At 39.9% G+C, this 20,905-nt stretch carries 25 protein-coding genes; 14 read left to right on the top strand and 11 right to left on the bottom strand.

The features are described from left to right. The first annotated feature begins 209 nt into the window (after positions 1 to 209). The gene (locus BFP71_RS01060; RefSeq protein WP_069833607.1) at positions 210 to 422 is read left to right on the top strand and encodes a response regulator transcription factor; all 213 of its coding nucleotides are present in this window, start codon (positions 210 to 212) and stop codon (positions 420 to 422) included. A gap of 290 nt (positions 423 to 712) precedes the next feature. On the opposite strand, the gene BFP71_RS01055 is transcribed toward BFP71_RS01060, so the two are convergent. From BFP71_RS01055 to recA, 7 genes are read right to left on the bottom strand one after another with little or no spacing between them, the layout of a single operon-like run. Further along, positions 713 to 1,393 carry a 3-keto-disaccharide hydrolase gene (locus tag BFP71_RS01055; protein WP_245701800.1) on the bottom strand — a complete coding sequence of 227 codons (681 nt, stop codon included), beginning with the start codon at positions 1,391 to 1,393 and terminating at the stop codon, positions 713 to 715. Positions 1,394 to 1,440: 47 nt separating this feature from the next. Further along, a complete protein-coding gene (locus tag BFP71_RS01050; RefSeq protein WP_069833605.1) occupies positions 1,441 to 2,493 on the bottom strand; it encodes a sugar phosphate isomerase/epimerase family protein in 1,053 nt (350 codons plus the stop codon). Between the two features lie 5 nt (positions 2,494 to 2,498). Beyond that, positions 2,499 to 3,635, bottom strand: a complete 1,137-nt coding sequence (locus BFP71_RS01045; RefSeq protein ID WP_069833604.1) for a Gfo/Idh/MocA family protein — start codon at positions 3,633 to 3,635, stop codon at positions 2,499 to 2,501. A gap of 3 nt (positions 3,636 to 3,638) precedes the next feature. Then, positions 3,639 to 4,868 carry an MFS transporter gene (locus BFP71_RS01040; RefSeq protein WP_069833603.1) on the bottom strand — a complete coding sequence of 410 codons (1,230 nt, stop codon included), beginning with the start codon at positions 4,866 to 4,868 and terminating at the stop codon, positions 3,639 to 3,641. 20 nt (positions 4,869 to 4,888) lie between these two features. After that, on the bottom strand, positions 4,889 to 5,671 hold the full coding sequence (locus BFP71_RS01035; protein ID WP_069833602.1) for a 3-keto-disaccharide hydrolase: 783 nt from the start codon (positions 5,669 to 5,671) through the stop codon (positions 4,889 to 4,891). 51 nt (positions 5,672 to 5,722) lie between these two features. Beyond that, positions 5,723 to 6,388 (bottom strand): 2-C-methyl-D-erythritol 4-phosphate cytidylyltransferase, encoded by a 666-nt coding sequence (locus tag BFP71_RS01030; protein WP_069833601.1) that lies wholly within the window; start codon positions 6,386 to 6,388, stop codon positions 5,723 to 5,725. A 10-nt stretch (positions 6,389 to 6,398) separates the two neighbouring features. Beyond that, positions 6,399 to 7,418 carry a recombinase RecA gene (gene recA / locus BFP71_RS01025; protein ID WP_069833600.1) on the bottom strand — a complete coding sequence of 340 codons (1,020 nt, stop codon included), beginning with the start codon at positions 7,416 to 7,418 and terminating at the stop codon, positions 6,399 to 6,401. A gap of 91 nt (positions 7,419 to 7,509) precedes the next feature. On the opposite strand from recA, the gene BFP71_RS01020 reads away from it, so the two are divergent. From BFP71_RS01020 to tsf, 9 genes are all read left to right on the top strand, one after another. Continuing rightward, entirely contained in the window at positions 7,510 to 8,550 is a 1,041-nt protein-coding gene (locus tag BFP71_RS01020) for an aminopeptidase (RefSeq protein ID WP_088124820.1), read from the top strand. Between the two features lie 43 nt (positions 8,551 to 8,593). Continuing rightward, the gene (locus tag BFP71_RS01015) at positions 8,594 to 9,400 is read left to right on the top strand and encodes a DUF3108 domain-containing protein (RefSeq protein ID WP_069833599.1); all 807 of its coding nucleotides are present in this window, start codon (positions 8,594 to 8,596) and stop codon (positions 9,398 to 9,400) included. 62 nt (positions 9,401 to 9,462) lie between these two features. Continuing rightward, a complete protein-coding gene (locus BFP71_RS01010) occupies positions 9,463 to 10,152 on the top strand; it encodes a response regulator (protein WP_069833598.1) in 690 nt (229 codons plus the stop codon). A 2-nt stretch (positions 10,153 to 10,154) separates the two neighbouring features. Next, entirely contained in the window at positions 10,155 to 11,252 is a 1,098-nt protein-coding gene (locus BFP71_RS01005; protein WP_069833597.1) for a sensor histidine kinase, read from the top strand. A 24-nt stretch (positions 11,253 to 11,276) separates the two neighbouring features. Beyond that, positions 11,277 to 11,987: an RluA family pseudouridine synthase gene (locus BFP71_RS01000; RefSeq protein WP_069833596.1), complete on the top strand. Its 711-nt coding sequence runs from the start codon at positions 11,277 to 11,279 to the stop codon at positions 11,985 to 11,987. A gap of 177 nt (positions 11,988 to 12,164) precedes the next feature. Next, positions 12,165 to 12,608, top strand: a complete 444-nt coding sequence (gene rplM, locus BFP71_RS00995) for a 50S ribosomal protein L13 (protein WP_069833595.1) — start codon at positions 12,165 to 12,167, stop codon at positions 12,606 to 12,608. Between the two features lie 10 nt (positions 12,609 to 12,618). Then, positions 12,619 to 13,005, top strand: coding sequence for a 30S ribosomal protein S9 (gene rpsI, locus BFP71_RS00990; protein ID WP_069833594.1), 387 nt, complete (start codon positions 12,619 to 12,621; stop codon positions 13,003 to 13,005). Positions 13,006 to 13,029: 24 nt separating this feature from the next. Next, the gene (gene rpsB / locus BFP71_RS00985) at positions 13,030 to 13,800 is read left to right on the top strand and encodes a 30S ribosomal protein S2 (protein WP_069833593.1); all 771 of its coding nucleotides are present in this window, start codon (positions 13,030 to 13,032) and stop codon (positions 13,798 to 13,800) included. A 95-nt stretch (positions 13,801 to 13,895) separates the two neighbouring features. After that, on the top strand, positions 13,896 to 14,726 hold the full coding sequence (gene tsf, locus BFP71_RS00980; RefSeq protein WP_069833592.1) for a translation elongation factor Ts: 831 nt from the start codon (positions 13,896 to 13,898) through the stop codon (positions 14,724 to 14,726). 283 nt (positions 14,727 to 15,009) lie between these two features. Here tsf and BFP71_RS19465 read toward each other — a convergent pair whose 3' ends face one another. The 4 genes from BFP71_RS19465 to BFP71_RS00965 form a co-directional block, all read right to left on the bottom strand. Next, complete coding sequence (locus BFP71_RS19465) at positions 15,010 to 15,138, bottom strand: hypothetical protein (RefSeq protein WP_262501519.1); 129 nt, start codon at positions 15,136 to 15,138, stop codon at positions 15,010 to 15,012. A 133-nt stretch (positions 15,139 to 15,271) separates the two neighbouring features. Beyond that, positions 15,272 to 16,099 carry a mechanosensitive ion channel family protein gene (locus BFP71_RS00975; RefSeq protein ID WP_245701799.1) on the bottom strand — a complete coding sequence of 276 codons (828 nt, stop codon included), beginning with the start codon at positions 16,097 to 16,099 and terminating at the stop codon, positions 15,272 to 15,274. A 127-nt stretch (positions 16,100 to 16,226) separates the two neighbouring features. After that, the gene (locus tag BFP71_RS00970) at positions 16,227 to 17,201 is read right to left on the bottom strand and encodes an MBL fold metallo-hydrolase (protein ID WP_088124819.1); all 975 of its coding nucleotides are present in this window, start codon (positions 17,199 to 17,201) and stop codon (positions 16,227 to 16,229) included. A 3-nt stretch (positions 17,202 to 17,204) separates the two neighbouring features. Next, positions 17,205 to 17,417, bottom strand: coding sequence for a hypothetical protein (locus BFP71_RS00965; protein WP_069833590.1), 213 nt, complete (start codon positions 17,415 to 17,417; stop codon positions 17,205 to 17,207). 275 nt (positions 17,418 to 17,692) lie between these two features. Here BFP71_RS00965 and BFP71_RS00960 point away from each other — a divergent pair, with 275 nt between their 5' ends. From BFP71_RS00960 to BFP71_RS00945, 4 genes are read left to right on the top strand one after another with little or no spacing between them, the layout of a single operon-like run. Then, complete coding sequence (locus BFP71_RS00960) at positions 17,693 to 18,229, top strand: RNA polymerase sigma factor (RefSeq protein WP_069833589.1); 537 nt, start codon at positions 17,693 to 17,695, stop codon at positions 18,227 to 18,229. Positions 18,230 to 18,247: 18 nt separating this feature from the next. Further along, positions 18,248 to 19,114, top strand: coding sequence for a DUF4097 family beta strand repeat-containing protein (locus tag BFP71_RS00955; protein WP_069833588.1), 867 nt, complete (start codon positions 18,248 to 18,250; stop codon positions 19,112 to 19,114). A gap of 4 nt (positions 19,115 to 19,118) precedes the next feature. After that, positions 19,119 to 19,913: a HEAT repeat domain-containing protein gene (locus BFP71_RS00950; RefSeq protein WP_069833587.1), complete on the top strand. Its 795-nt coding sequence runs from the start codon at positions 19,119 to 19,121 to the stop codon at positions 19,911 to 19,913. 27 nt (positions 19,914 to 19,940) lie between these two features. After that, the gene (locus tag BFP71_RS00945) at positions 19,941 to 20,876 is read left to right on the top strand and encodes a DUF4097 family beta strand repeat-containing protein (RefSeq protein ID WP_141719643.1); all 936 of its coding nucleotides are present in this window, start codon (positions 19,941 to 19,943) and stop codon (positions 20,874 to 20,876) included. Positions 20,877 to 20,905 lie beyond the last annotated feature (29 nt).

Raw genomic sequence — 20,905 nt, 5'->3', positions numbered from 1 at the left:
AGCTACAACGACTTTGAGTCATTAGCAATTAAGATATCAGATAATAACTGAATTCATCTAGTTATTTAGGTCTAGAAAGCTAATTAGCTGTTTTCTGCCAAATCAAATTCGTCTAGCTGAAAACCACTAATTCTGATTGTGAGGTAAATCGGCTAGAAAGTTTTGTGTGAATATGACTCACTTTATATCACACTTAAAACCGACTACAGATGAAACACATACAGCTCATTATCGACTTTACGAAGAGAGAATTTGAAATCATCAATCTGCTAGCTGATGGAAATCGCGCAAAAGATATTGCCTCTACCTTGTTTGTTTCAGAATTCACTGTCCGTACCCATTTGAAAAATATTTTAAGGAAGTCACAAGCACGCAACACTACAGCATTAGTGGCAACTTGTATTAGACAAGGCTTAATCTAGCAGTCGAGCTGCGTTTGATACGTATCAGGGTGCCGAGCAGTCGGCACCTCTTTTAATACCCCTGAACAAGACATATGGTTTTCTCAGGGAGTACCCATTATCCTAAGCGTCCTTTTGTCAGTAGAAATGGATGCTTAGTACTTACAATAAATAATAGTAGTCGATTATTTATCTAAAAACCCCTCTCCAATTGCCACTATGTCAAGGAAGGGGTTTTTTCGTATAAAGAAAACGGTCAATTCCTATTCGCTAGAATTAGAATTGACCGCTAATTTTTGAGTAATGCTGGCTTACAGTTCCCTGATCCAAATATTTCTGAATCTTACAGGATTACCGTGGTCTTGAAGGATAATTGATCCGTCGCCATGCGCAGGATTTTTTGGGAACCCGATGTATTCAGTCGTTCCTAGTAGTCTTTGATGGTTTTGGACTACTATACCATTGTGAAGTACAGTCACGTAACCATCGGCCACTTTAATGCCATCTTTGTTGAATTGAGGCGCATGGAAAATGATATCATAAACATTCCATTCTCCCGGAGCCACTGTAGCATTTACTAATGGGATACTCTGTTTGTAGAGGGCTGCAGCTTGGCCATTCGAGTAAGTCTTGCTCACATAGCTATCAAGTACTTGAACTTCGTAACGCTCTTGAAGAAAAACGCCTGAGTTACCTCGACCTTGACCTTCTCCGACAATTTCTGTTGGTGCGCTCCATTCAATATGGAGCTGAACATCACCAAATTTGCGTTTAGTAATGATATCGCCAGTTCCTCTAACCACTTCCATGTAACCATTCTCGACTTTCCAACCAGCAGCATCGCCACTTTTTCTTGATTGCCATTCGTTGAGCGACTTGCCGTCAAAAAGTACAATGGCATCGGAAGGTGCTGTACCATTCATGCCCGGAGTAACCTTTTTAGGTACAGGTTCATACACTTCGGTAGCCTTCGGATCGGTTATTTGTGCCATAGCAAGCACACAAAATAAAGTTAGTATGGAGGTTAATGTATATTTTCTCATTCTTCTATTCCTAATAGGTTTTTAAATTCTTCATCGCTTATACCCGCGTCAGCAAAGTCATCGAAACTCTTTTCGGTAGCCTCAATAATAAAGTCTTTGATGTATTCAGCACCTTCTCTGGCGCCTTGTTCTGGTGATTTTATACAGCATTCCCACTCCAAAACTGCCCAGCCATCATAGCCATATTGAGTTAGTTTAGAGAAAATACCTTGGAAGTCAACTTGACCGTCGCCAATTGAACGGAATCGGCCTGGTCTATCTCCCCAGTCTTGGTAGCCGCCGTAAACGCCTGATTTTCCATTGGGATTAAATTCTGCATCCTTCACATGGAACATGCGGATAAATTCATGGTAGTGATCGATATAGGCTAAATAATCTAATTGTTGAAGCACAAAATGCGACGGATCATAAAGGAGCTTCACGCGATTGTGCTTATTCGTCGCTTCGTAGAACATTTCAAAAGATGTACCATCATGGAGGTCTTCTCCTGCATGAACTTCGTAGCAAACATCTACACCCTGTTCGTCAAAATGATTGAGAATAGGTTCCCACCGATTAGCTAATTCCTGAAATCCTTTTTCTATCAGACCAGATGGACGCTGTGGCCAGTTGTAGAAGTATGGCCAAACTAAGGCTCCAGAAAAAGTCGCATGCACGTTTATCCCTAAATTCTTAGAGGCAACTGCGGCCTTTTTTACCTGATCAACCGCCCAACTGTTTCTTTGCTTTTTATTCAATCCCTTAGGCGCAAATCCCTTGAAAAGTTCCTCATAAGCAGGGTGCACAGCGACGAGTTGTCCTTGCAAATGGGTAGATAGCTCGCTTACTTCTAAATTGTGATCGGCCAGTGTCCCTTTTAATTCGTCACAGTAAGTCTTACTTTCTGCCGCTTTATCTAGATCGATTAATCTTGAGTCCCAAGTAGGGATTTGAACGGCCTTATAGCCCAAGCTGCTGGCCCATTCAGCCATTCCTGCCAACGAATTGAAAGGTGGCTGATCATCTGCAAACTGTGCCAAGAAAATGGCAGGTCCTTTGGTAGTTTTCATCTTCGTTAATCGTCAATTTCTGCCCAAGTATTACCATTCTTGTCTGATTCAAGAACAGCCTCAATAAATTTCATGCCGCGTACCCCATCTCTAATAGTTGGGAAGGCACCGTCTATATATTCCTCGCCTCTAATGGCTTTCGCCGCACCAATGTAAAGGTTGGCCATCGAGTCAAAAATGCCCTCGGGGTGTCCAGGAGCCATCTTTGTGCTCTGTTTAGCAAATTCACTTGCATAAACATGTCCTGGTTTTAACACTTTCACAGGCTCTCCATCTTCCAAGTGGTATAAATAATTAGGGTCTTCTTGTTCCCATTTTAGTGCGCCCTTTGTGCCATAAACTGAAATTCTGAGACTATTTTCTTCAGCGGTTGCAATCTGGCTTGCCCGAACTATACCACGAACTTCATCTTCGAATCGTAGCATCGCAGTGCCATCAATGTCCAGCGGATTATCTGCATATAACGTGTTTAAATCCGAAAGTACTTTCAAGGTTTTTAGTCCCGTCGTGTATTCTATCATGTTAAAGGCATGAACACCAATATCACCCATACAACAACTTTGACCTGCTTTTGCAGGGTCTAAACGCCAAACGCTCTTGCGTTTTTCTGGGTCATGAATTACAGGATTAATCCAGCCTTGATAATACTGTGCATCGACTTTTTGAATATCACCAATAATGCCTTCGGCAATCATGGATTTCATTTGCCTAACCATAGGGTATCCCGTGTACGTATGCGTCAGGGCAAAAACTACTTTGTGCTTGTTTACGAGTTCTTCCAGTTCAATTGCTTCGGCAGCAGTATTGGTGACTGGTTTTTCACATATCACATGAAAACCAGCTTGAATTAACTGCTTGGCCATCGGGTAGTGTAAGAAGTTTGGGGTAACCACCACTACTGCTTCTATCCGCTGATCGCTTGGAAGGGCCGACTCTTTTTCAATAAAAGTATCTATGTCTGGATAGGTTCTACTTGGATCTAACTCTAACTTATTCGCGAACTTAATCGCATTGTCATAATCAGTATCGAATGCCCCACCAACAAGAGTGTATTCCTCTCCAATATAGGCTGCAATTCTGTGAACAATTCCAATGAAAGAGGACAGACCTCCTCCAATCATTCCTAGTCTTATTTTACTCATTTTTTAGTGTGATTGAGGTACGCGTTGTTTCTCTATTTTATTTCGGTTTAAGAAAAGAATTCCGAATAGGACAACCAATATGGCCGGGAAGTAAACGATGTTCCCTAAAGTGGCTTGTCCTGCAGCAAGTTCAGCGGCTTCGGCCGTCATACCAGCATCTAACGCAACGGTACGTTCGGCATCTAGCCAACCACCGATTACCGGTTGCCAAATACTTGTAGCAAACATACCTGCACCTCCAATAAGTGACATACCTAAGGCACCAGTGCTTGGGATATATTCTCCTACAAAACCAATCATTGTTGGCCAGAAGTACATAACTCCGATGGCAAAGAGGATAGCAGCTACATATACCATTCCGCCTGTCGCAGAACTCATCAGATAAATAGCTAAGGTTGCGATGATAGACGATCCCCAAAGTACTCCTGCTGGGTTGAATCTCTTAATGACAGGCCCTGCAAAGAACCTTCCTACCGCCATGAGACCTGTAACTAATGCTAAAATAAGCATTGGGCTTGCACCTGTATTACCGAGAATCCTCTCCACCCATTGCTGTGTTCCTAATTCTGCCGTAGCTGTTAGGGTCATACAGATTACCATGAAGATGAATAATGGAGATACGAGGCTTTTAATATTCTTAGAAGTATTGCTTTCGGCGCTTTCATTTTCAGGAAATGCCTGTCCGAAGAATAGGTAACCATAAATCAAAGTTGGGACTAACATGATGGCAATTTGTAGTTGCCAACCCATGTCAAAATCAGTCATGAATTTTGAAGCTAAAGAGCCGATTACTATTCCACCTGGGAACCATACGTGAAATCTATTGAGCATAGTAGTTTTATTACCACTATGCATATCAGCGATCATGGGGTTACAAGCCGCTTCTACTGTACCGTTGGCAAAACCAATAAAGAAGGTTGAAATAAGTAAAGTCCAGAAATCGCCCGCGAAAATTGTAAGCACCAATCCGATGATATGCGATACAAAAGCAACAAACATTAGTTTTTTCGGCCCAAAGGTATTGTAGATCAATCCACCGATGATTGTTGCGATCGGGAAACCTAGAAATGCCATAGAATTGACGAATCCTAATTGTGTATCTGTTAGGCCAAAATCTGTACCGAGTTGACCTAAAATTCCCGCACGTATGGCAAAAGTCATTGACGTTACTGTCAGAGCCATGCAACTAGCCGTGAATAGTCTACTCTTGTTAATTGAATTATTCAAACTCATAGTTATTAGTTTTAGTAGTCTTATTTAGAAAGATCTTTGAGCATCACTTTTCTGAATTGAATAGGGTGGCTCTCGCTTTGCAGTGCGATAAATCCTTCTTTTAGTGGTTTTCCATCCACCTTGGTAGATGGATCGAAGTTATTTACAACACCGCCACCGATTATGGGGTTGGTGTATTTTATGATTGTGTCGCCTTCAATGATGTGGGCGATTTCTTCGTTATTTCTAACCAAAATATCGATTGTTACCCATTCTTCGCCATGAAAGGTGGGAGCTTTTGATGTGATACAATGTCTTTCTGTGAACTCATTGTCTATATCTACATGTGTGCCTGGTGTACAAAGGCTACCTGTGGGTCTTTCGCCATTATTTAGCCCGCCAAGAAATTGGGCCTCTAGAGAAATTGGGAAGTCTTGTTGGTTTTTCATCGATTCTGGGGACTGGGCATGAAGCATGACTCCGCTGTTTTTTAACGCCCATTGTTCTCCACCTTCAGCCTGCTCTCCGATAAAGCGATATTCAATATGTAAGAGATAATCTGAAAATTTATCCTTGTAGAAGAGGTGTCCGAATCGGTTTTCGAACCGGTAGTATTTGTCATAGGATACTGTCAGAAGACCATCAACAACTCTGAAAGTGTTGCCGTAATTCTCGCCGACGTCATAACCAGTTATTTTAGGAGTCCAGCCTTCTAAATCCTTACCATTAAAAAGTGCTATCCACTCGTCTTCCTTAGAATTACAGGATACTAGGCAAAGTAAAGCAAGCCCCAAAATCGAGGCGCTGAATAGGGCGCGTTTCATGGTAAAAAATTAGAGCAATAAGATAGGGAAAATCTTACTCAATTCAAGTGCCTAGTTTGGTCTAAGCAAAGATTCGGCAATCCTTAAATCTTCGGGAGTAGTGATTTTTATATTGCTATAGTCACCTTCGATTAAATGAATGCGTTCACCAGAGTTCTCAAGCACAGAAGCGTCGTCGGTAAAGGTATCTTGTTCTTTCGTTTCAAAAGCCTTCTTAATGAGTTCAATTCTAAAGGTTTGCGGTGTTTGAATGATCTGGAATTTAGATCTATCGACCGCTTTATTACCCCAATCACCTATTTCTCTCAGTGAGTCTTTGGCTGCTACAGCGGTGATGGCATTTCCTTTTTCATCGGCAATGCGATAGGATTCGGAAATAATTGATCTTTTGATTAGCGGTCGAACGCCATCGTGAATTGCCACAAGTCCGGTGGTGTTTTCGATAGCAGATAAGCCATTTTGTACGGATCTGAATCTGCTTGTTCCGCCTTCAACTATACGGTGCGGGATGTCAAAATTATGTTGAATACACAGGCTCTTCCATTGTGTCAATTCTTTAACTGGAAGCACGAGGATAATTTCGGTCTGCTCATAGTAGTAGGCTTCAAGCGTGTGCATTAAAATGGGTTTCCCAGCTAGTTCAAGAAACTGTTTGGGTAGCTCACTTTGCATGCGTTTTCCACTTCCGCCTGCTACTATGATGGCATATCGTTGCAAAAATTAGGTTTTATTCTGCTGGTGTCGCTTCTACCTCACCGTTGATCACAGCTTTGATCTTAGTTTCTAATTCTTCGGCCAATTCCGGGTTATCTTCAATCAAGCGCTTAACAGCATCTCTACCTTGGCCAAGTTTTTCACCATTGTAGGAAAACCATGAGCCGGCCTTTTTGATGATTTCGAATTCAACTCCTATATCTAGGATTTCGCCAGATTTAGAAATTCCTTGACCATACATAATGTCAAACTCAACTACTTTGAATGGAGGTGATACTTTATTTTTTACCACTTTCACACGAGTTCTATTACCCATTATGTTATCAGCACTTTCTTTGATTTGACCGATTCTTCTGATGTCAAGTCTTACTGAAGCGTAGAATTTAAGGGCATTACCACCGGTAGTTGTTTCAGGATTTCCGAACATTACACCAATCTTCTCTCTTAACTGGTTAATGAAAATACAGGCACAACCCGTTTTATTGATGGTTCCTGTCAGTTTTCTTAAAGCTTGAGACATCAAACGTGCTTGAAGTCCCATCTTGCTATCACCCATTTCACCTTCGATTTCGGCTTTAGGGACAAGCGCAGCTACTGAATCAATAACGATAATATCTAATGCGCCTGATCGGATAAGGTGTTCTGCAATCTCCAATGCTTGCTCACCATTATCTGGCTGAGATATGAGAAGGTTTTCAGTGTCGATGCCCAGTTTTTCAGCATATCCTTTGTCGAAAGCATGTTCAGCATCAATAAAGGCTGCTAAACCGCCTCTTTTTTGAGCCTCAGCAATGCAGTGCATGGTTAAGGTTGTTTTACCTGAAGATTCAGGGCCATAAATCTCAATAACCCGTCCTCTAGGTATACCGCCAATACCCAGCGCGATGTCTAATCCAAGAGAACCCGTTGGGATAGATGGTAAGTCTTCAACCTTATTATCACTCAGCTTCATTACGGCACCTTTGCCGTAAGATTTTTCTAGCTTATCTATTGTTAATTGTAATGCCTTTAATTTTTCGGAATTCTCACTCATCTTTATGGGGTGTTTTGTCTTGAATAGTTTGTGAAGATAGTGGTAAAGACTGCAATACACAACCATCCATTATCCCTTATTTTCGTAATAGATGAAGGTGAAGAAAATCTTAAAAAGAGTGGGGCTCGCGTTGGCCGTTTTAATCGTCATTTTTGTTGCATGGCAATTCGAATTGGTCAGCTATGGTATGATGCAATTAAGGGGACAGCTGCGTGTTGTAAATCAGTCAGTTCCGTTAGAAGAATTCCTAGCTGACACCAGTACTACCCAAGCACAAAAAGAAAAAGTTCAGGTTATAATGGAAGCGAAACAATTCGCTTTCGATGAGCTTGGGATTAACTATTCAGAAAATTATTCTACGATTTTTGACCAGGAGGGCAAACCTTCGATGTTCGTTGTTACTGCATGTGATCCCTATTCTTTTAGACCTCGAACCTGGAAGTTTCCTTTCATTGGTCGTTTTCCTTATAAAGGATTCTTTGTGAGGGAAAAAGCAGTCGAAGAGTTTAATCGTGTAAAGGAGGAAGAGGGCTTAGATGTTGGTTTAAGAACAGCAGGTGGTTGGTCTACTCTGGGTTGGTTTAAAGATCCAGTACTTTCCAATATGCTCAACCGATCAGAAGGAGATTTGGCCAGTTTAATTATTCATGAATTAACCCATGGAACTTTGTTCGTAAAGGATTCCGTTACTTTCAATGAAAACTTGGCATCCTTTATCGGAGATAGGGGAGCCATCATGTTTCTTGAAGATAAGTATGGTAAGGGTAGTCAAGAGGTGACTGATTATATAGCCAGTAATGAAGATCAAGTGATGTTTAGGACGTACTTACTCGGCGCATCGCAAAGGTTAGATTCCTTATACAAGGGTATGACGGATTTGGAAGTCGATGAAAAGCAAGTCCTAAAAGATCAAATGATCGAACAGATTAAGGTCGACTTTAAAAACGTCCCTTTTAAATCAGCACGGTATCTGAGTTACTTTGATGATTTTACGCCAAATAATACTTTCTTTATGTCGTTGCTGAGATATAACTCTCAACAAGACGTTCTGGAGGCACAATTAGATGGTGAATTTGGAGGAGATTTATTGGCTTATTTAGAATATCTCAAAAAGCGATATCCGTCGCTATAACGATTCTGGTACGACCTTTGTCATTATTGGCAGAAAGTTGAATATGAGGAGAAGTATTTTTAGTATTTGTGCACTTGTCTTTTTCCAATTAGGTTTTAGTCAAAGCTATCAGTTAACTGAGGACATGCCTTTTAAGGCTGGTGAATTCTTGGAGATGAAAGCTTCAATAGGATTTATTAAAGCGGCAGAGGTTTCCTTTAACGTTAGCAACATTATTTATAGTGTAAATGACCATCCCACTTGGAAGATCGATATCAATGCCAAAACCTCCGGTATGTTCGATTTATTTTCTCCTGTCAGAGATAATTGGGGTACTTACTACGATACGACTAAGCTAATTCCTCAGCGATTTTATCGATATATAAGAGAGGGAAGGTTCAGGAAAAACGAAATCTTATACTTTGATCACGACAAGGATTCAGTCCTTGTAACTAAGCTTCATAAGGAGACGAAGAAGCTAGAGAAGAGAGAAGAATATGCCATTCCTCATAACGTGCAAGATATGGTTACCGGCTATTATTATCTCCGGTCGATCGATTTCGATAAACTGAACGTGGGAGATATTATTACGGTCAATACCTTTTTTGATGAGAAAGAACAGCCTTTCCGTGTTAAGTTCACAGGGCGGGAAGTGATTAAAACAAAATTTGGCAAGGTCAAATCTGTCGTGCTGGTACCAATAATCGAAAAGGATAGTCTTTTTGAGGAGGATAATACCCTAAAAGTTTGGCTATCCGATGACTTAAATAAGATCCCCCTCAAGTTTCAGGCTAAAATCTATGTAGGTTATCTGAGAGTTGAGTTGAAAAAAGCCAAAAACCTCAAGCATCCGATGGCTGTCGTTCAGTGATTTAAAAATTGTTGTACACAAGGATATAATTAATATATCTTTGTTTGACAACCACAAAATCCATGACAAGCAAGCAATCTCCAAAAGTTCTAGTTGTTGATGATGATTTAGACATCTTAGAGCTGCTTAAATACAACCTAAAAAAAGAAGGTTACGAAGTTGAAACTGCAGAAGATGGAATGAAGGCAGTAAGTATCTGCAAAAAATTCAGTCCAGATTTAATTCTCCTCGATATTATGATGCCTCAGCAAGATGGTGTTGAGACTTGTAGGCAGATTCGCGAACTTCCAGATATGTCAGATGCACATATTACTTTTTTAACCGCTCGTACAGAAGAATACTCTGAAGTGGCTGCTTTTGAAGCTGGTGCTGATGATTACATCACTAAGCCCATTAAGCCTAGAGCATTAATGAGTAGAATTAGCGCACTGTTTAGAAAGGAGAGTAAGAGCAGTAAGAAGAAATCACAAATTGTAGCTGGAAACTTAACGATTGATCGGTCTAGCTATACGGTGAACATTGATGGCGATCAGTTCACGCTGCCTAAAAAAGAATTTGAATTGCTTTACTTTTTGGCTCAACACCCCAATAAGGTGTTTAGTCGAGATGAGTTACTCCAAAACATTTGGGGAACCGATGTTTACGTGTTAGCAAGAACAGTTGATGTACACATTAGAAAAGTAAGGGAAAAAATAGGTGAAGGTTATATCTCCACTGTAAAAGGGGTAGGATACAAGTTTGACATTGCCTAATCATGTTATTTAATTCCAGAGTTGTAGCGCTAATTTTAGCAATAGTCGTAGCTGGTGTCACCACCGCTTTTCTATCTCTGGTTCCCGATGTTACTGTGCAAAGTTTGCTCGTAGCAGGGTTACTTTCCTTTGCTGCTACTTATCTCCTCGTTTTCGTCACTTTCGAATTTCTGGTTTTTAAAGAGATTGGCGAAATATATAAGGTGCTCAATAAAATGAGGAATAAAGACTTCTCTTTTACTGAAAGCGAAGAAGATGCCTCTACAAGTACCAACCCTTTAAAAAGGATTAACCGAGAGATTCTGACCTTTGGAGTTAATCGTAACAAAGAGATCGAAGACCTAAGGAAACTCGAAGTTTTTCGACGAGAATTCCTAGCCGATGTAAGTCATGAACTGAAAACGCCAGTGTTTGCAGCGCAAGGATTCGTACATACCTTGCTGGATGGTGCAGTAGATGATAAAAAGGTTAGAAAACGATTTTTAAAACGAGCTGCCAAAAGTTTAGATAACCTCGATTCCCTTATTCATGACCTCTTAACCCTTTCTCAAATCGAAACGGGGGAGATTAAAATGCATTTTGAGCATTTTGATATCGTAGTTACAGCCCGAGAGGTAATTGATCAATTAGAGAATAAGGCAGAAAAGAAAGGGCTCACCATTAGAATGGATACCTCTTATCCAGATCCAATATTTGTTCATGCAGATGCGATTAGGATATATAGAGTATTGGTAAACCTGGTTTCTAATGCGATCAAATACACAGATAAGGGAAGTATTCAAGTGGGCTTTGAGGTTGAAGATGATATGGTTCAAGTTTTTGTGAGAGATACAGGAGTTGGAATTCCACCTGAAGACCTGGATCGCATATTTGAGCGTTTTTTCAGAGTTGATAAGTCCCGATCGAAAGAAAGCGGAGGTACAGGCTTAGGCCTGGCCATTGTAAAACACGTTGTGGAGGCGCATAATGCTAACATAAACGTAGTCAGTACTGTAAATGAAGGCTCTAATTTTAGCTTCAAACTACCAATTGGTCAGAGTACGGCAGAAATGGAAGAGGAAGCAAAGTTGGAGTTAGAAATGATGTCACAAGATCGATAAGTTCTTGTTACTTTTGTGCCCTTCATGAAAATCAAATTCGAATCGTTAATCATATTTGAGGACGACAACTTCTTAGTCGTCAACAAACCTCCTTTTATGGCCTCTTTGGAGGATCGAAACGACCCGATGAACTTGCAAAAGTTGGCTAAGTCCTTTAGTGAGTCCCTGTCGGCATGTCATCGGTTAGATAAAGAAACTTCTGGTTGTCTGCTTTTTGCGAAAAATAAGGAGGCATACCGTCATGCTTCACTTCAGTTTGAGCACCGATCAATCAAAAAAACTTATCATGCATTTGTTCACGGTATTCACGAATTCAGAAATGAAGTAATTGACTTGCCTATTTATACCTTAAATAAAGGAGTGACGAAGATTGATTACGCGGTAGGTAAGCCAGCTAAGACAACGGTGAATACTATGGAGTTATTTAAAAACCACACGCTGGTTTCATGTATTCCTAAGACAGGTCGAATGCATCAGATAAGAATTCACCTTTCTAAAAAGGATGCCCCGCTAATAAATGACGATATGTATGGTGGAGCTGATCTCTATTTATCCCAGATTAAAAGGAACTATAAATTGAAAAGGGATACAGAAGAATTGCCATTGATTAAACGCTTTGCACTGCATGCTAGCGCACTCGCTTTTGACAACCTGAAAGAACAAGTAGTAGTTATGGCAGATTATCCCAAGGATTTAAGGGTTTTACACAAACAATTATCCCTCAATAAAAGATAGTATACATTGCTTTAAGAGCGTTTTGTGCATGCTTTTAGATAGAACATGCCTATGGCGTAAAAAGTGTTAGAGAATTATTAATAGTGGGGTTGGAAATCAAAAATCAAACTTCTATCTTTGTGTCCCTTTTTAAGGGAGGACTGAATAAAGTATTAAAAGTCAATAAAATATACTGAAGTGGATACGCTAAGTTATAAGACAATATCGGCCAACAAAGCAACTGCAGATAAGCAGTGGGTTGTAGTAGATGCCGATTCAAAAGTATTAGGTAGGCTGGCAAGTGAAGTAGCCAAGATGATTAGAGGAAAAAATAAGCCTAGCTATACTCCTCACGTTGATTGCGGTGATAATGTAATTGTTATCAATGCAGACAAAGTAAGGATGACAGGTAAGAAATGGACTGACAGAGTTTATTTTTCTTACACAGGTTATCCTGGGGGGCAAAAGTCAACCACACCAAGACAGCTTAAAGAGAAATCTTCTACGCTTTTAGTGGAAAGAGCTGTAAGAGGTATGTTGCCTAAGAATAGATTAGGAAGAACCTTGTTCACTAATTTATTTGTATATGAAGGAACAGAGCATCCACATGAAGCTCAACAACCAAAAGCAGTAGAAATATAATACCGTTACCATGGACGTAATCAATACAATAGGAAGAAGAAAGACATCTGTAGCAAGACTATATATGCAGTCAGGTAATGGCGATATTTTAGTGAACGGCAAAACAGTTCAAGACTACTTTAACTCAGATGTTTTAGAAATTATCGTGAAGCAACCTTTAGAGAAGGTAGAGCAAACAGGAAATTTCGATATTAAAATCAATGTTGATGGTGGTGGACCAACTGGTCAGGCGGAAGCAATTAGACTAGCAATTTCTAGAGCTCTTTGCGAAGTTGATGCTGAGTTCAGACCTGCATTGAAATCTGAAGGTTTTATGACACGTGACCCAAGAATGGTAGAGCGTAAGAAGCCAGGAAGAAGAAAAGCGAGAAGATCATTCCAATTCTCGAAACGTTAATTCGAATTAATTTCAAATTATATAATGTCAAAAATTACTAACAAAGACTTACTTGATGCTGGTGTTCACTTTGGGCACTTGACGAGAAAGTGGGATCCACGTATGGCACCGTATATCTTCATGGAGAAGAACGGTATTCATATCATCGATCTTAATAAAACCCTTAACAGCCTCGAAGAAGCATCAAATGCTGTTAGGAGCATCGTTCGTTCCGGAAGGAAAGTGATGTTTGTAGCGACTAAGAAACAAGCTAGAGCTATCGTTTCTGAAGAAGCGCAAAGATTAAATATGCCATTTGTAACCGAAAGATGGTTAGGTGGTATGTTAACCAACTTTGCTACCATGAGAAAATCGTTGAAGAAATTAGCGGGTATCGACAAGCTAATGAAAGACGAAAGCTTCAAGGTATTGGCAAAGCGTGAGCGTTTAATGAAGACGCGTGAAAAAGCAAAGCTTGAAAGATTATTAGGCGGTATTACTGACCTAACAAGACTACCAGCTGCACTTTTCGTGATCGACGTTAAGAGAGAGCACATTGCAGTAGCAGAAGCCAAGAAATTGAATATTCCTGTTTTTGCTTTATGTGATACTAACTCTGATCCTACGCAGGTTGACTTCGCTATTCCAGGAAATGATGATGCATTCAAATCTATTGAAATCATCACTAAGGCTTTCGGAAAAGCTATAGAAGAGGGTTTATCTTCTCGTAAAGAAGATAAAGAGCAGAAGGAGAGAGAAAGAGCGGAAGAAGAGAAGAAAGCTGTAGATCAGGCAACTGATAAACAAGACGCATAAATATTGATAAAAGCTTATACAAAATTGAACATTGGATTCGCTTCGATGTTCAATTTTTGTTTAGACCAATCTGTAATTAATAAAAAACGAATAAAATGGCTATTACAGCACAAGAAGTTAACAAACTAAGACAAATGACCGGTGCCGGTATGATGGATTGTAAAAAGGCATTGGTAGAAGCTGAAGGCGACTTCGATAAAGCAATCGAACTTCTTAGAAAGAAAGGACAAAAACTTTCTGAGAAAAGAGCTGACAGAGAAACTAAAGAAGGTTCTGTTTTTGTGAGAACAAATGATGATGCATCAAGTGCTATCATGATTGCTTTTACTTGCGAAACTGACTTTGTGGCCAAAAATGAAGACTTCCAAGCATTAGGAAACGAGATCGCTGACGCGGCTATGGCTAACGCTCCAGCTGACCTTGAAGCACTTAATGCAATGAGCCTAGGCGAACTTAGTGTTCAAGAAAAAGTAACCGAACTACTTGGTAAAATTGGTGAAAAACTAGCTGTAACTTCTTACGAGCGTCTTTCTGCAGAAAAAGTAGCTTCTTATATCCACTCTAATGGAAAATTAGGCGTATTAGTGGCTATGACAGGTGTTGGCGAAGGTGACGTACTTGAGGCAGGTAAAGATGTAGGTATGCAAGTAGCTGCAATGAATCCTGTTGCTTTAGATAAAGACGGTGTTGATGCTTCAGTGATCGAAAAAGAAATTGAGATCGGAAAAGAGCAAGCACGTCAAGAAGGAAAGCCAGAAGCAATCCTTGATAAAATTGCACAAGGTAAACTACAGAAGTTCTTTAAAGAGAATACTTTATTGAGCCAGTCTTTTGTGAAAGAGCCTAAGCAGTCTGTGGCACAGTACTTAGATTCAGTAAATAAGGGTTTAACTGTTTCTGCATATAAGAGAGTATCTATCGGATAATCCATCCGAATCTATAAATTCAAAAAAGCGGTTCCGTATTTCGGAACCGCTTTTTTTATGCCCACTGTTGCCGTCATTCTGAGGGAGCCTTCAGGCGACTGAAGAATCTACCAATGTTCTGCACTTCATGCTGAGTGAACGAAGAATCTCTTCAACTTTCACGTTATCCAAATGCAAGTATGATCGAAGCCGCCGTAGATGAGTTTAAGGGATTCCTGCCGGCCGCAGACGGGCTTCATTACGTTTCCCTCCACTCAGAACGACGTTTCTTATCTTACCTGAATCACTTTTTTACGGTTTTGACTTCTTCGCTTAGTTTTTTATTCTCTTTCTTTAATTCCTCAAGCTCCTTCTTTATCTCAATCATATAAAGGGTTAACTCCTCTACTTTCTTGAGTAGGGTCGCGTCCATATCACCCAGGTCTAACCCCTCTTTTTCCACAGATAGTACATTGGGGCATTGTTTTACATTCAGTCTAGAGAGTTCATTAAAAAAGCCCCTTCTTAATAAATAAGAAGGGGCTTTTGTTGATTGTTATGACTAATTAGGCTTTGTGTTCATATAAATGAACATCTCTTTGTGGGAATGGTATGGTAATGCCAGCTTCGTCTAGTGCGTCTTTGGAACCCTCTAAAACATCGAAGTATACATCCCAATAATCGGCTGGGTTACACCATGGGCGAACAGCCAAGTTGATTGCACTATCCGCTAATTCAGATACGCCAACAAAAGGAGCAGGGTCCTGTACAACTTTATCATGTTTGCTCATAACATTGAGTAAAAGCTTTCTAGCTTCTTTGATGTTTTCATCATAAGCGATACCAATCGTTAGGTCGACCCGAACGCTATCTTTGGCGGTTAAGTTTTTCAAACTACCATTTGAGAGTGCACCGTTTGGTATGATTACTAATCTGTTATCCGGAGTTAAGATTTTGGTGACAAAGATTTCAATTTCTTCAACCACGCCTAAGTGTCCTTGGCCTTCGATTAAATCGCCAACTTTAAAAGGCTTGAAGATTAGAATGAGTACACCACCTGCAAAATTGGCCAGCGTGCCTTGTAAAGCAAAACCAATTGCTAAACCAGCTGCACCGATTATGGCTACGAAAGAGGTGTTCTCGATACCAATCATGTCTGCAACGGTAACGATTAAAAGGACCTTAAGAATCCAGTTAATTAAATTGGAGATAAATGGGCGAAGCGTTACATCGATGTTACGTGTTTCAAATGTTTTGTTCAGTAGCTTTACGACGAACTTTATAAGTCTTAAGCCGATAATTAAGACTAGAATGGCCAAGAGAATTTTTGGGCCACGTTGCATGATCAATTCTACAGCTTGATCGTAGTATTTTTCGAAATCGAATTCCATCATTAGTTTGTTTAGTTCAAACTTGCGATGCAACTCTTGTGCCTTCGGGAATAGTAGTCTTAAATTGCTTTTTTAGCCCTTTTTTGAAAGAGTTAAGTCTCATTTTTGATTCGTTCTCCAATATTGGGAATCAATCAAACGTGAAGAGTTGTCCGGGTCTAGCCACTTGAAAACCAGCTTCCAATACTGACTTGTGTTCAGGGCTATTGGGGAAAAGCAGTGGGTTTGTATGATTAAAGTGTATAAAGTGAATTTTTCGTTTTTCTTGAGCATTTAAATTTTCAAACAAGGCCATGCTCTCCTCAACGAAAGGGTGAGGAATTTCACTCATATCTCTACCCGGTATTTCGCCATTTTTGAAAAAGGAGGCATCTAGTAATGCTGCATCAACTGTTTTGATAACTGCCTTAATGTCCATATCCCATTTTTCCCACTTATCAATGTCAGGAATAAATAGGATTGATTTCCCATTTGATTCGATTTTAAAGCCTACCGTTTCACTGAATTCATCCCGATGAGGCACGATTAAGGGTGTAACACGAAATGCCCCGATTTCTGTCACATTTCCATTTGAAAGCGGCTTTATATTAATGTTATCTAATACAACTAGCTGACTCCAAGGGCCATTATTTCTTAGGAATTCAGACATTTTAGGCATCGCATATACCGCGGTGCTTTGTGCCCCCATAGCTTCCCTTCCCAAATGCATTAAACCCGTGTAATGTCCAATATGTGCGTGTGTCAAAAAGATGCCGTCATAGGGGTATGAATCGGTGGTGGAGATTTGATCCATAAGCTGAAGCTGCTCTTTAAAGTCCGGAGTAGCTTCTATAAGCCAACGTTGTTTAGTCTTAGGGTCAATTAGACCTAGTGAAACTGCATACGCTTTTTTAGCCTTTCCTTCCTTAATGAGTTGCCACTCTTTTTGCTGGCCTGCTTGCGGATAACCTGCATCTTGAGCTACTCCAAGTACAATTAAAAATGGCTCATCAATTGGTAAGTCGGTCTCTTGGTATTCAGCTTTCGGTTGGCAAGATGAAATACATAGGAATAAAAAAAGAGCCACTAAAGGCTCTAAGTTTAAGGTTGAATAAGGTGCTTTCATAAATTAACTTCCACAACCTACACAATCGAAATGTGAATCCATTGGCTTAATGCCATTGAGTTTCATTGTGAGGTTATGAATTTGGTCCTTAATGTCCATGTCGGCGAACATGTCACCAGTCAATTTGCTTGTTAAAGCATCAATTTCAGTTTGTAGTTGTTCAGTTGTCAATTCCATGGGTTGGTTATTTGGGTTTTCTAAGAAATAACTACTCATGACTCGTTTGCATTAGTCAGATGCGTCATTTGCAATTCCTTTCCTCGAAGTGTTAAAAGTATTTGATAGGTTTATGAAATTAAGGTATCCTCACATAAAAACAAATACTGGTTAACATATAAAATTATGTGACTCACCTATTTTTAGCTTAAATCAAAGGGAATGAGTTATTTATAAAAAAATGTAAATTCCCCTGTAACCATTTTTAGAAGCATGAGTTTCCCACACTGAATTCTCAAAACAAAACATTGGATTCACTCTCAGACAACACATTAATGCTCAAGGTCAAGGCTGGCCAAATTGATCAACTTGGATTGCTTTTCGAGCGTCACAATAGGCCCCTTTATGGGTTCTTTTATCGCTTGACCTCTGACGGCGCCGTTAGTGAAGATCTTGTGCAAAATGTGTTTATCAGAATGATGAAATATAGTCATACCTATAAGGGGGATGGAAAGTTTACGACTTGGATGTATCATATGGCTCGAAACCTATTTGCTGACCATTACAAAAAGCAAAAGAAAATGGGGTACAAGGAAGATCCAGAAGTGACTGATAAATATTTCAGAGATGAATTTAATGCAGAAGAACAAAGGATTAAGCAGGAGCAGTTGGATATACTCCAAACGGCTCTAAGCAGGCTAACCCCTGAAAAGCGTGAAGTATTGGTATTGAGCAAATATCAGGGCATGCGATATCAGGACATTGCTGAAATTCTAGAAATCACAGAGAGTGCTGTTAAAGTCCGAATTTTTAGGGCTTTAAAAGACCTTAAGGTGCATTATGAAAAGCTAGATTTTGTGAATTCAAAATGAACTCAAAATAGCTGAACAATGAAAAGAATAATAAATATAGCGCTCTTAATGATGTTATCTATTGGTGCACTGATCGCCCAGAGAGATAGCGAAACAATCACTAAGAGCCTCAAGGTTAAGGATAACTCCAAGGAGTTTTGGTTTGCCGTTTGCAACATTAATGGCAATGTCGATGTGGAGGCATATAGTGGAAATACGATTGAAATCGAGCTAAAGAAGCAAATTTCTGCTCGAAGTGCTGATAACGTTAGGGCTGGGATGGAAGAAGTAAAGATGCTAATCAGCGAAGGCGATGACTTTGCTAAAGTGAACTTCGAATTTCCAGATCAAAAGATTAGAGAGAAAGATGATCCGTTGGACTGTGGATGGGATTGGAATGGGAATAGAAGGAAATCTAGATATTCCTACCTGCTAGATTATAAAATTAAAGTCCCGAATGGCATCAGTGTGAAAATTTCAACCGTCAATGAAGGAGACGTGAGTATCCGAAATGTTGAGGGTGAGATTTATGCAGGCAATGTTAATGGTGACATTACCTTGATAAATATTGAAAGTAACACAAAAGCCAGTACGGTTAACGGTGTAATTGAAGCTGTATATACCAAGATGCCATCAGAATTTGGGAGCTTTAATACCGTGAATGGCGATATTCTATTGGAAGTACCAAGTAAGTCAAGTGGAGTATATAATTTCCAAACACAATGGGGGAAGGTGTATAGTGACTTAGATTTTGACAGTAAAGTAGCGCCAAAAGTGATGAAAACATCATCTGGCAAGGGTACTAAATACAAGATTTCGAACTCGAATGGTTACCAAATGGGAAAAGGAGGACCATCAATGGAATTTGAAACGCTGAATGGAGATATCCGCATAAGAAAAAAGTAAGCAAATGGAAGAGCAGTACATGTCATTGATAACAGAATATATCGACGGTAGTCTTTCCGAAGAAAGTAGGAAAGAGTTTGATGCCTATGTCACTGAGGGGCATATCGATATGCACGAGGTAGAAGCATTAGCCGAACTTCAGGGTAAAATGATAACTGCTCCTGAACCAATACCGACTGATGCCATGAGCGAAGGCTTTTATAGCCAATTAAATGCCGCAAAAGTGGAACAAAGCACGGATAGTGGAGCATCGAAGTGGGAGGTTTTATGGCAAATGATTCTGGGTACTAATAGAGGGCGATTAGCTTTTGGAATGGCAGTGCTTGTTTTTGGAATTGTGATTGGAAGAACTTTAACAGGCTCATTTTATCAGAATCAACTAACCGATCTTTCGGCACAAATGGTTGATATGAAAGAAATGATGATGATGACCATGCTTGAAGAGGAGTCTGTAACAAAGAGATTGAAAGGTGTCCAAATGAGTAGTGAACTTGTAAGTACAAACGCGGAAGTAACAGATGCTATGTTTATGACACTAAATAGTGATGAGAGTACTAATGTACGGATGGCTGCATTGAATTTATTAGCACAGTACGCCGATGATCCAGCGATAAGAGAGGGCTTGATTAATAGTATCAGTCAACAAGAATCTCCGCTGATGCAAGTGGCATTGGCCGAGCTAATGGTTGAATTGCAAGAGTCAAAAGCTGTAAGTGAATTTAAAAATATTATAGAAGGAGAGTATACGCCTGAAGAGGTGAAGACAACGTTGCGTGAGAGTGTGAACAAGATCATGTAATTAAAAAAGGAAAGAGAAATGAAAAATATGAAAACAATAATTAGTGCTTTGGTGATTGGTGCAATGGCTTATCCATTATCAGCACAGCAGATCGACGTTCAGGTTGATGTAAAATCGATCGAGGCAAGCGTTGAAGAAATGGCTGAGATAGCTGTGGAAAATGTCTTTGAAAGTTTGGGGCAAGTAAAGGTTAAGAATAAAGGTAAGGCTGAGTTACAGGAGCAGTCTACGCAAGAAATAGATATACCGCTTTCAAGACCTGGAGAACGAGGTTTCTTGGATCTAGCTACTAGAAATGGAAGATTGAAGGTGACGGGTTATGATGGTGCAACTGTGAAAGTAAAAGTCATCAAGTACGGTAAAAAGATCGATAAGAATAAGACCAAAAATGGTCTACGCCTTGTGAGTAATGGTGGTTTTAACTTTGATGCCTCAGAAAACAACAATCGGGTAAAGGTGGACAGCGATGGATGGAATACCAGAGTTGATTTTGAAGTACAAGTACCTCGAAATTTCGACTTAAAACTAGACACCTATAACAACGGATACATTGATGTGGATGGTGTGAATGGTGAGTTCGATATGGAAAGCTACAACGGCCCGATTACCATGACTAATATCGGTGGAGCGGTGTCAGCTTCAACTTATAATGGATCGATTAAGGTCGCTTTCAATGAAGTGACACCAGATACGCCAATGAGTTTTGAAACATACAATGGTGATGTAGACATTTCAGTCCCTGATGGCACCAAGTTGTCAGCTAAAATGAAAACAAATAGAGACATATATACCGATTTTGAATCATTCACCTTATCCCAACCAGAACCTGAGACTAACAAAAGCGATAGCAGAGGAGGGTTTAGCATTAAGTTCGATAACTGGGTACAAGGCGATTTAAATGGCGGCGGTCCAAGTGTTACGATGAAAACCAGAAACGGAAACGTTTACATCCGCAAGAACTAAGCAATAATAAAGAATTGAGTATTGAATCC

The sequence above is a fragment of the Roseivirga misakiensis genome (assembly GCF_001747105.1).
In the GTDB taxonomy this organism is placed as follows: domain Bacteria; phylum Bacteroidota; class Bacteroidia; order Cytophagales; family Cyclobacteriaceae; genus Roseivirga; species Roseivirga misakiensis.
The sequence above is the reverse complement of the archived record's forward strand: the minus strand, read 5'-3'. Positions and strand labels throughout refer to the sequence as shown.

Bases quoted from the DNA above. Each gene is read 5' to 3' on its own strand.
- BFP71_RS01000 (WP_069833596.1), top strand. From the start codon at position 11,277: ATGAAAATCAAATTCGAATCGTTAATCATATTTGAGGACGACAACTTC.
- BFP71_RS19465 (WP_262501519.1), bottom strand. From the start codon at position 15,138: ATGGACGCGACCCTACTCAAGAAAGTAGAGGAGTTAACCCTTTATATG.
- BFP71_RS00975 (WP_245701799.1), bottom strand. From the start codon at position 16,099: ATGATGGAATTCGATTTCGAAAAATACTACGATCAAGCTGTAGAATTG.
- BFP71_RS01035 (WP_069833602.1), bottom strand. From the start codon at position 5,671: ATGAAACGCGCCCTATTCAGCGCCTCGATTTTGGGGCTTGCTTTACTT.
- rpsB (WP_069833593.1), top strand. From the start codon at position 13,030: ATGTCAAAAATTACTAACAAAGACTTACTTGATGCTGGTGTTCACTTT.
- rpsI (WP_069833594.1), top strand. From the start codon at position 12,619: ATGGACGTAATCAATACAATAGGAAGAAGAAAGACATCTGTAGCAAGA.
- BFP71_RS00965 (WP_069833590.1), bottom strand. From the start codon at position 17,417: ATGAGTAGTTATTTCTTAGAAAACCCAAATAACCAACCCATGGAATTG.
- tsf (WP_069833592.1), top strand. From the start codon at position 13,896: ATGGCTATTACAGCACAAGAAGTTAACAAACTAAGACAAATGACCGGT.
- BFP71_RS01040 (WP_069833603.1), bottom strand. From the start codon at position 4,868: ATGAGTTTGAATAATTCAATTAACAAGAGTAGACTATTCACGGCTAGT.
- BFP71_RS01060 (WP_069833607.1), top strand. From the start codon at position 210: ATGAAACACATACAGCTCATTATCGACTTTACGAAGAGAGAATTTGAA.
- BFP71_RS00945 (WP_141719643.1), top strand. From the start codon at position 19,941: ATGAAAACAATAATTAGTGCTTTGGTGATTGGTGCAATGGCTTATCCA.
- BFP71_RS01005 (WP_069833597.1), top strand. From the start codon at position 10,155: ATGTTATTTAATTCCAGAGTTGTAGCGCTAATTTTAGCAATAGTCGTA.
- BFP71_RS01045 (WP_069833604.1), bottom strand. From the start codon at position 3,635: ATGAGTAAAATAAGACTAGGAATGATTGGAGGAGGTCTGTCCTCTTTC.
- BFP71_RS00955 (WP_069833588.1), top strand. From the start codon at position 18,248: ATGAAAAGAATAATAAATATAGCGCTCTTAATGATGTTATCTATTGGT.
- BFP71_RS01015 (WP_069833599.1), top strand. From the start codon at position 8,594: ATGAGGAGAAGTATTTTTAGTATTTGTGCACTTGTCTTTTTCCAATTA.
- BFP71_RS01050 (WP_069833605.1), bottom strand. From the start codon at position 2,493: ATGAAAACTACCAAAGGACCTGCCATTTTCTTGGCACAGTTTGCAGAT.
- BFP71_RS00970 (WP_088124819.1), bottom strand. From the start codon at position 17,201: ATGAAAGCACCTTATTCAACCTTAAACTTAGAGCCTTTAGTGGCTCTT.
- BFP71_RS00950 (WP_069833587.1), top strand. From the start codon at position 19,119: ATGGAAGAGCAGTACATGTCATTGATAACAGAATATATCGACGGTAGT.
- recA (WP_069833600.1), bottom strand. From the start codon at position 7,418: ATGAGTGAGAATTCCGAAAAATTAAAGGCATTACAATTAACAATAGAT.
- BFP71_RS01010 (WP_069833598.1), top strand. From the start codon at position 9,463: ATGACAAGCAAGCAATCTCCAAAAGTTCTAGTTGTTGATGATGATTTA.
- BFP71_RS01020 (WP_088124820.1), top strand. From the start codon at position 7,510: ATGAAGGTGAAGAAAATCTTAAAAAGAGTGGGGCTCGCGTTGGCCGTT.
- BFP71_RS01055 (WP_245701800.1), bottom strand. From the start codon at position 1,393: ATGGCACAAATAACCGATCCGAAGGCTACCGAAGTGTATGAACCTGTA.
- BFP71_RS00960 (WP_069833589.1), top strand. From the start codon at position 17,693: ATGCTCAAGGTCAAGGCTGGCCAAATTGATCAACTTGGATTGCTTTTC.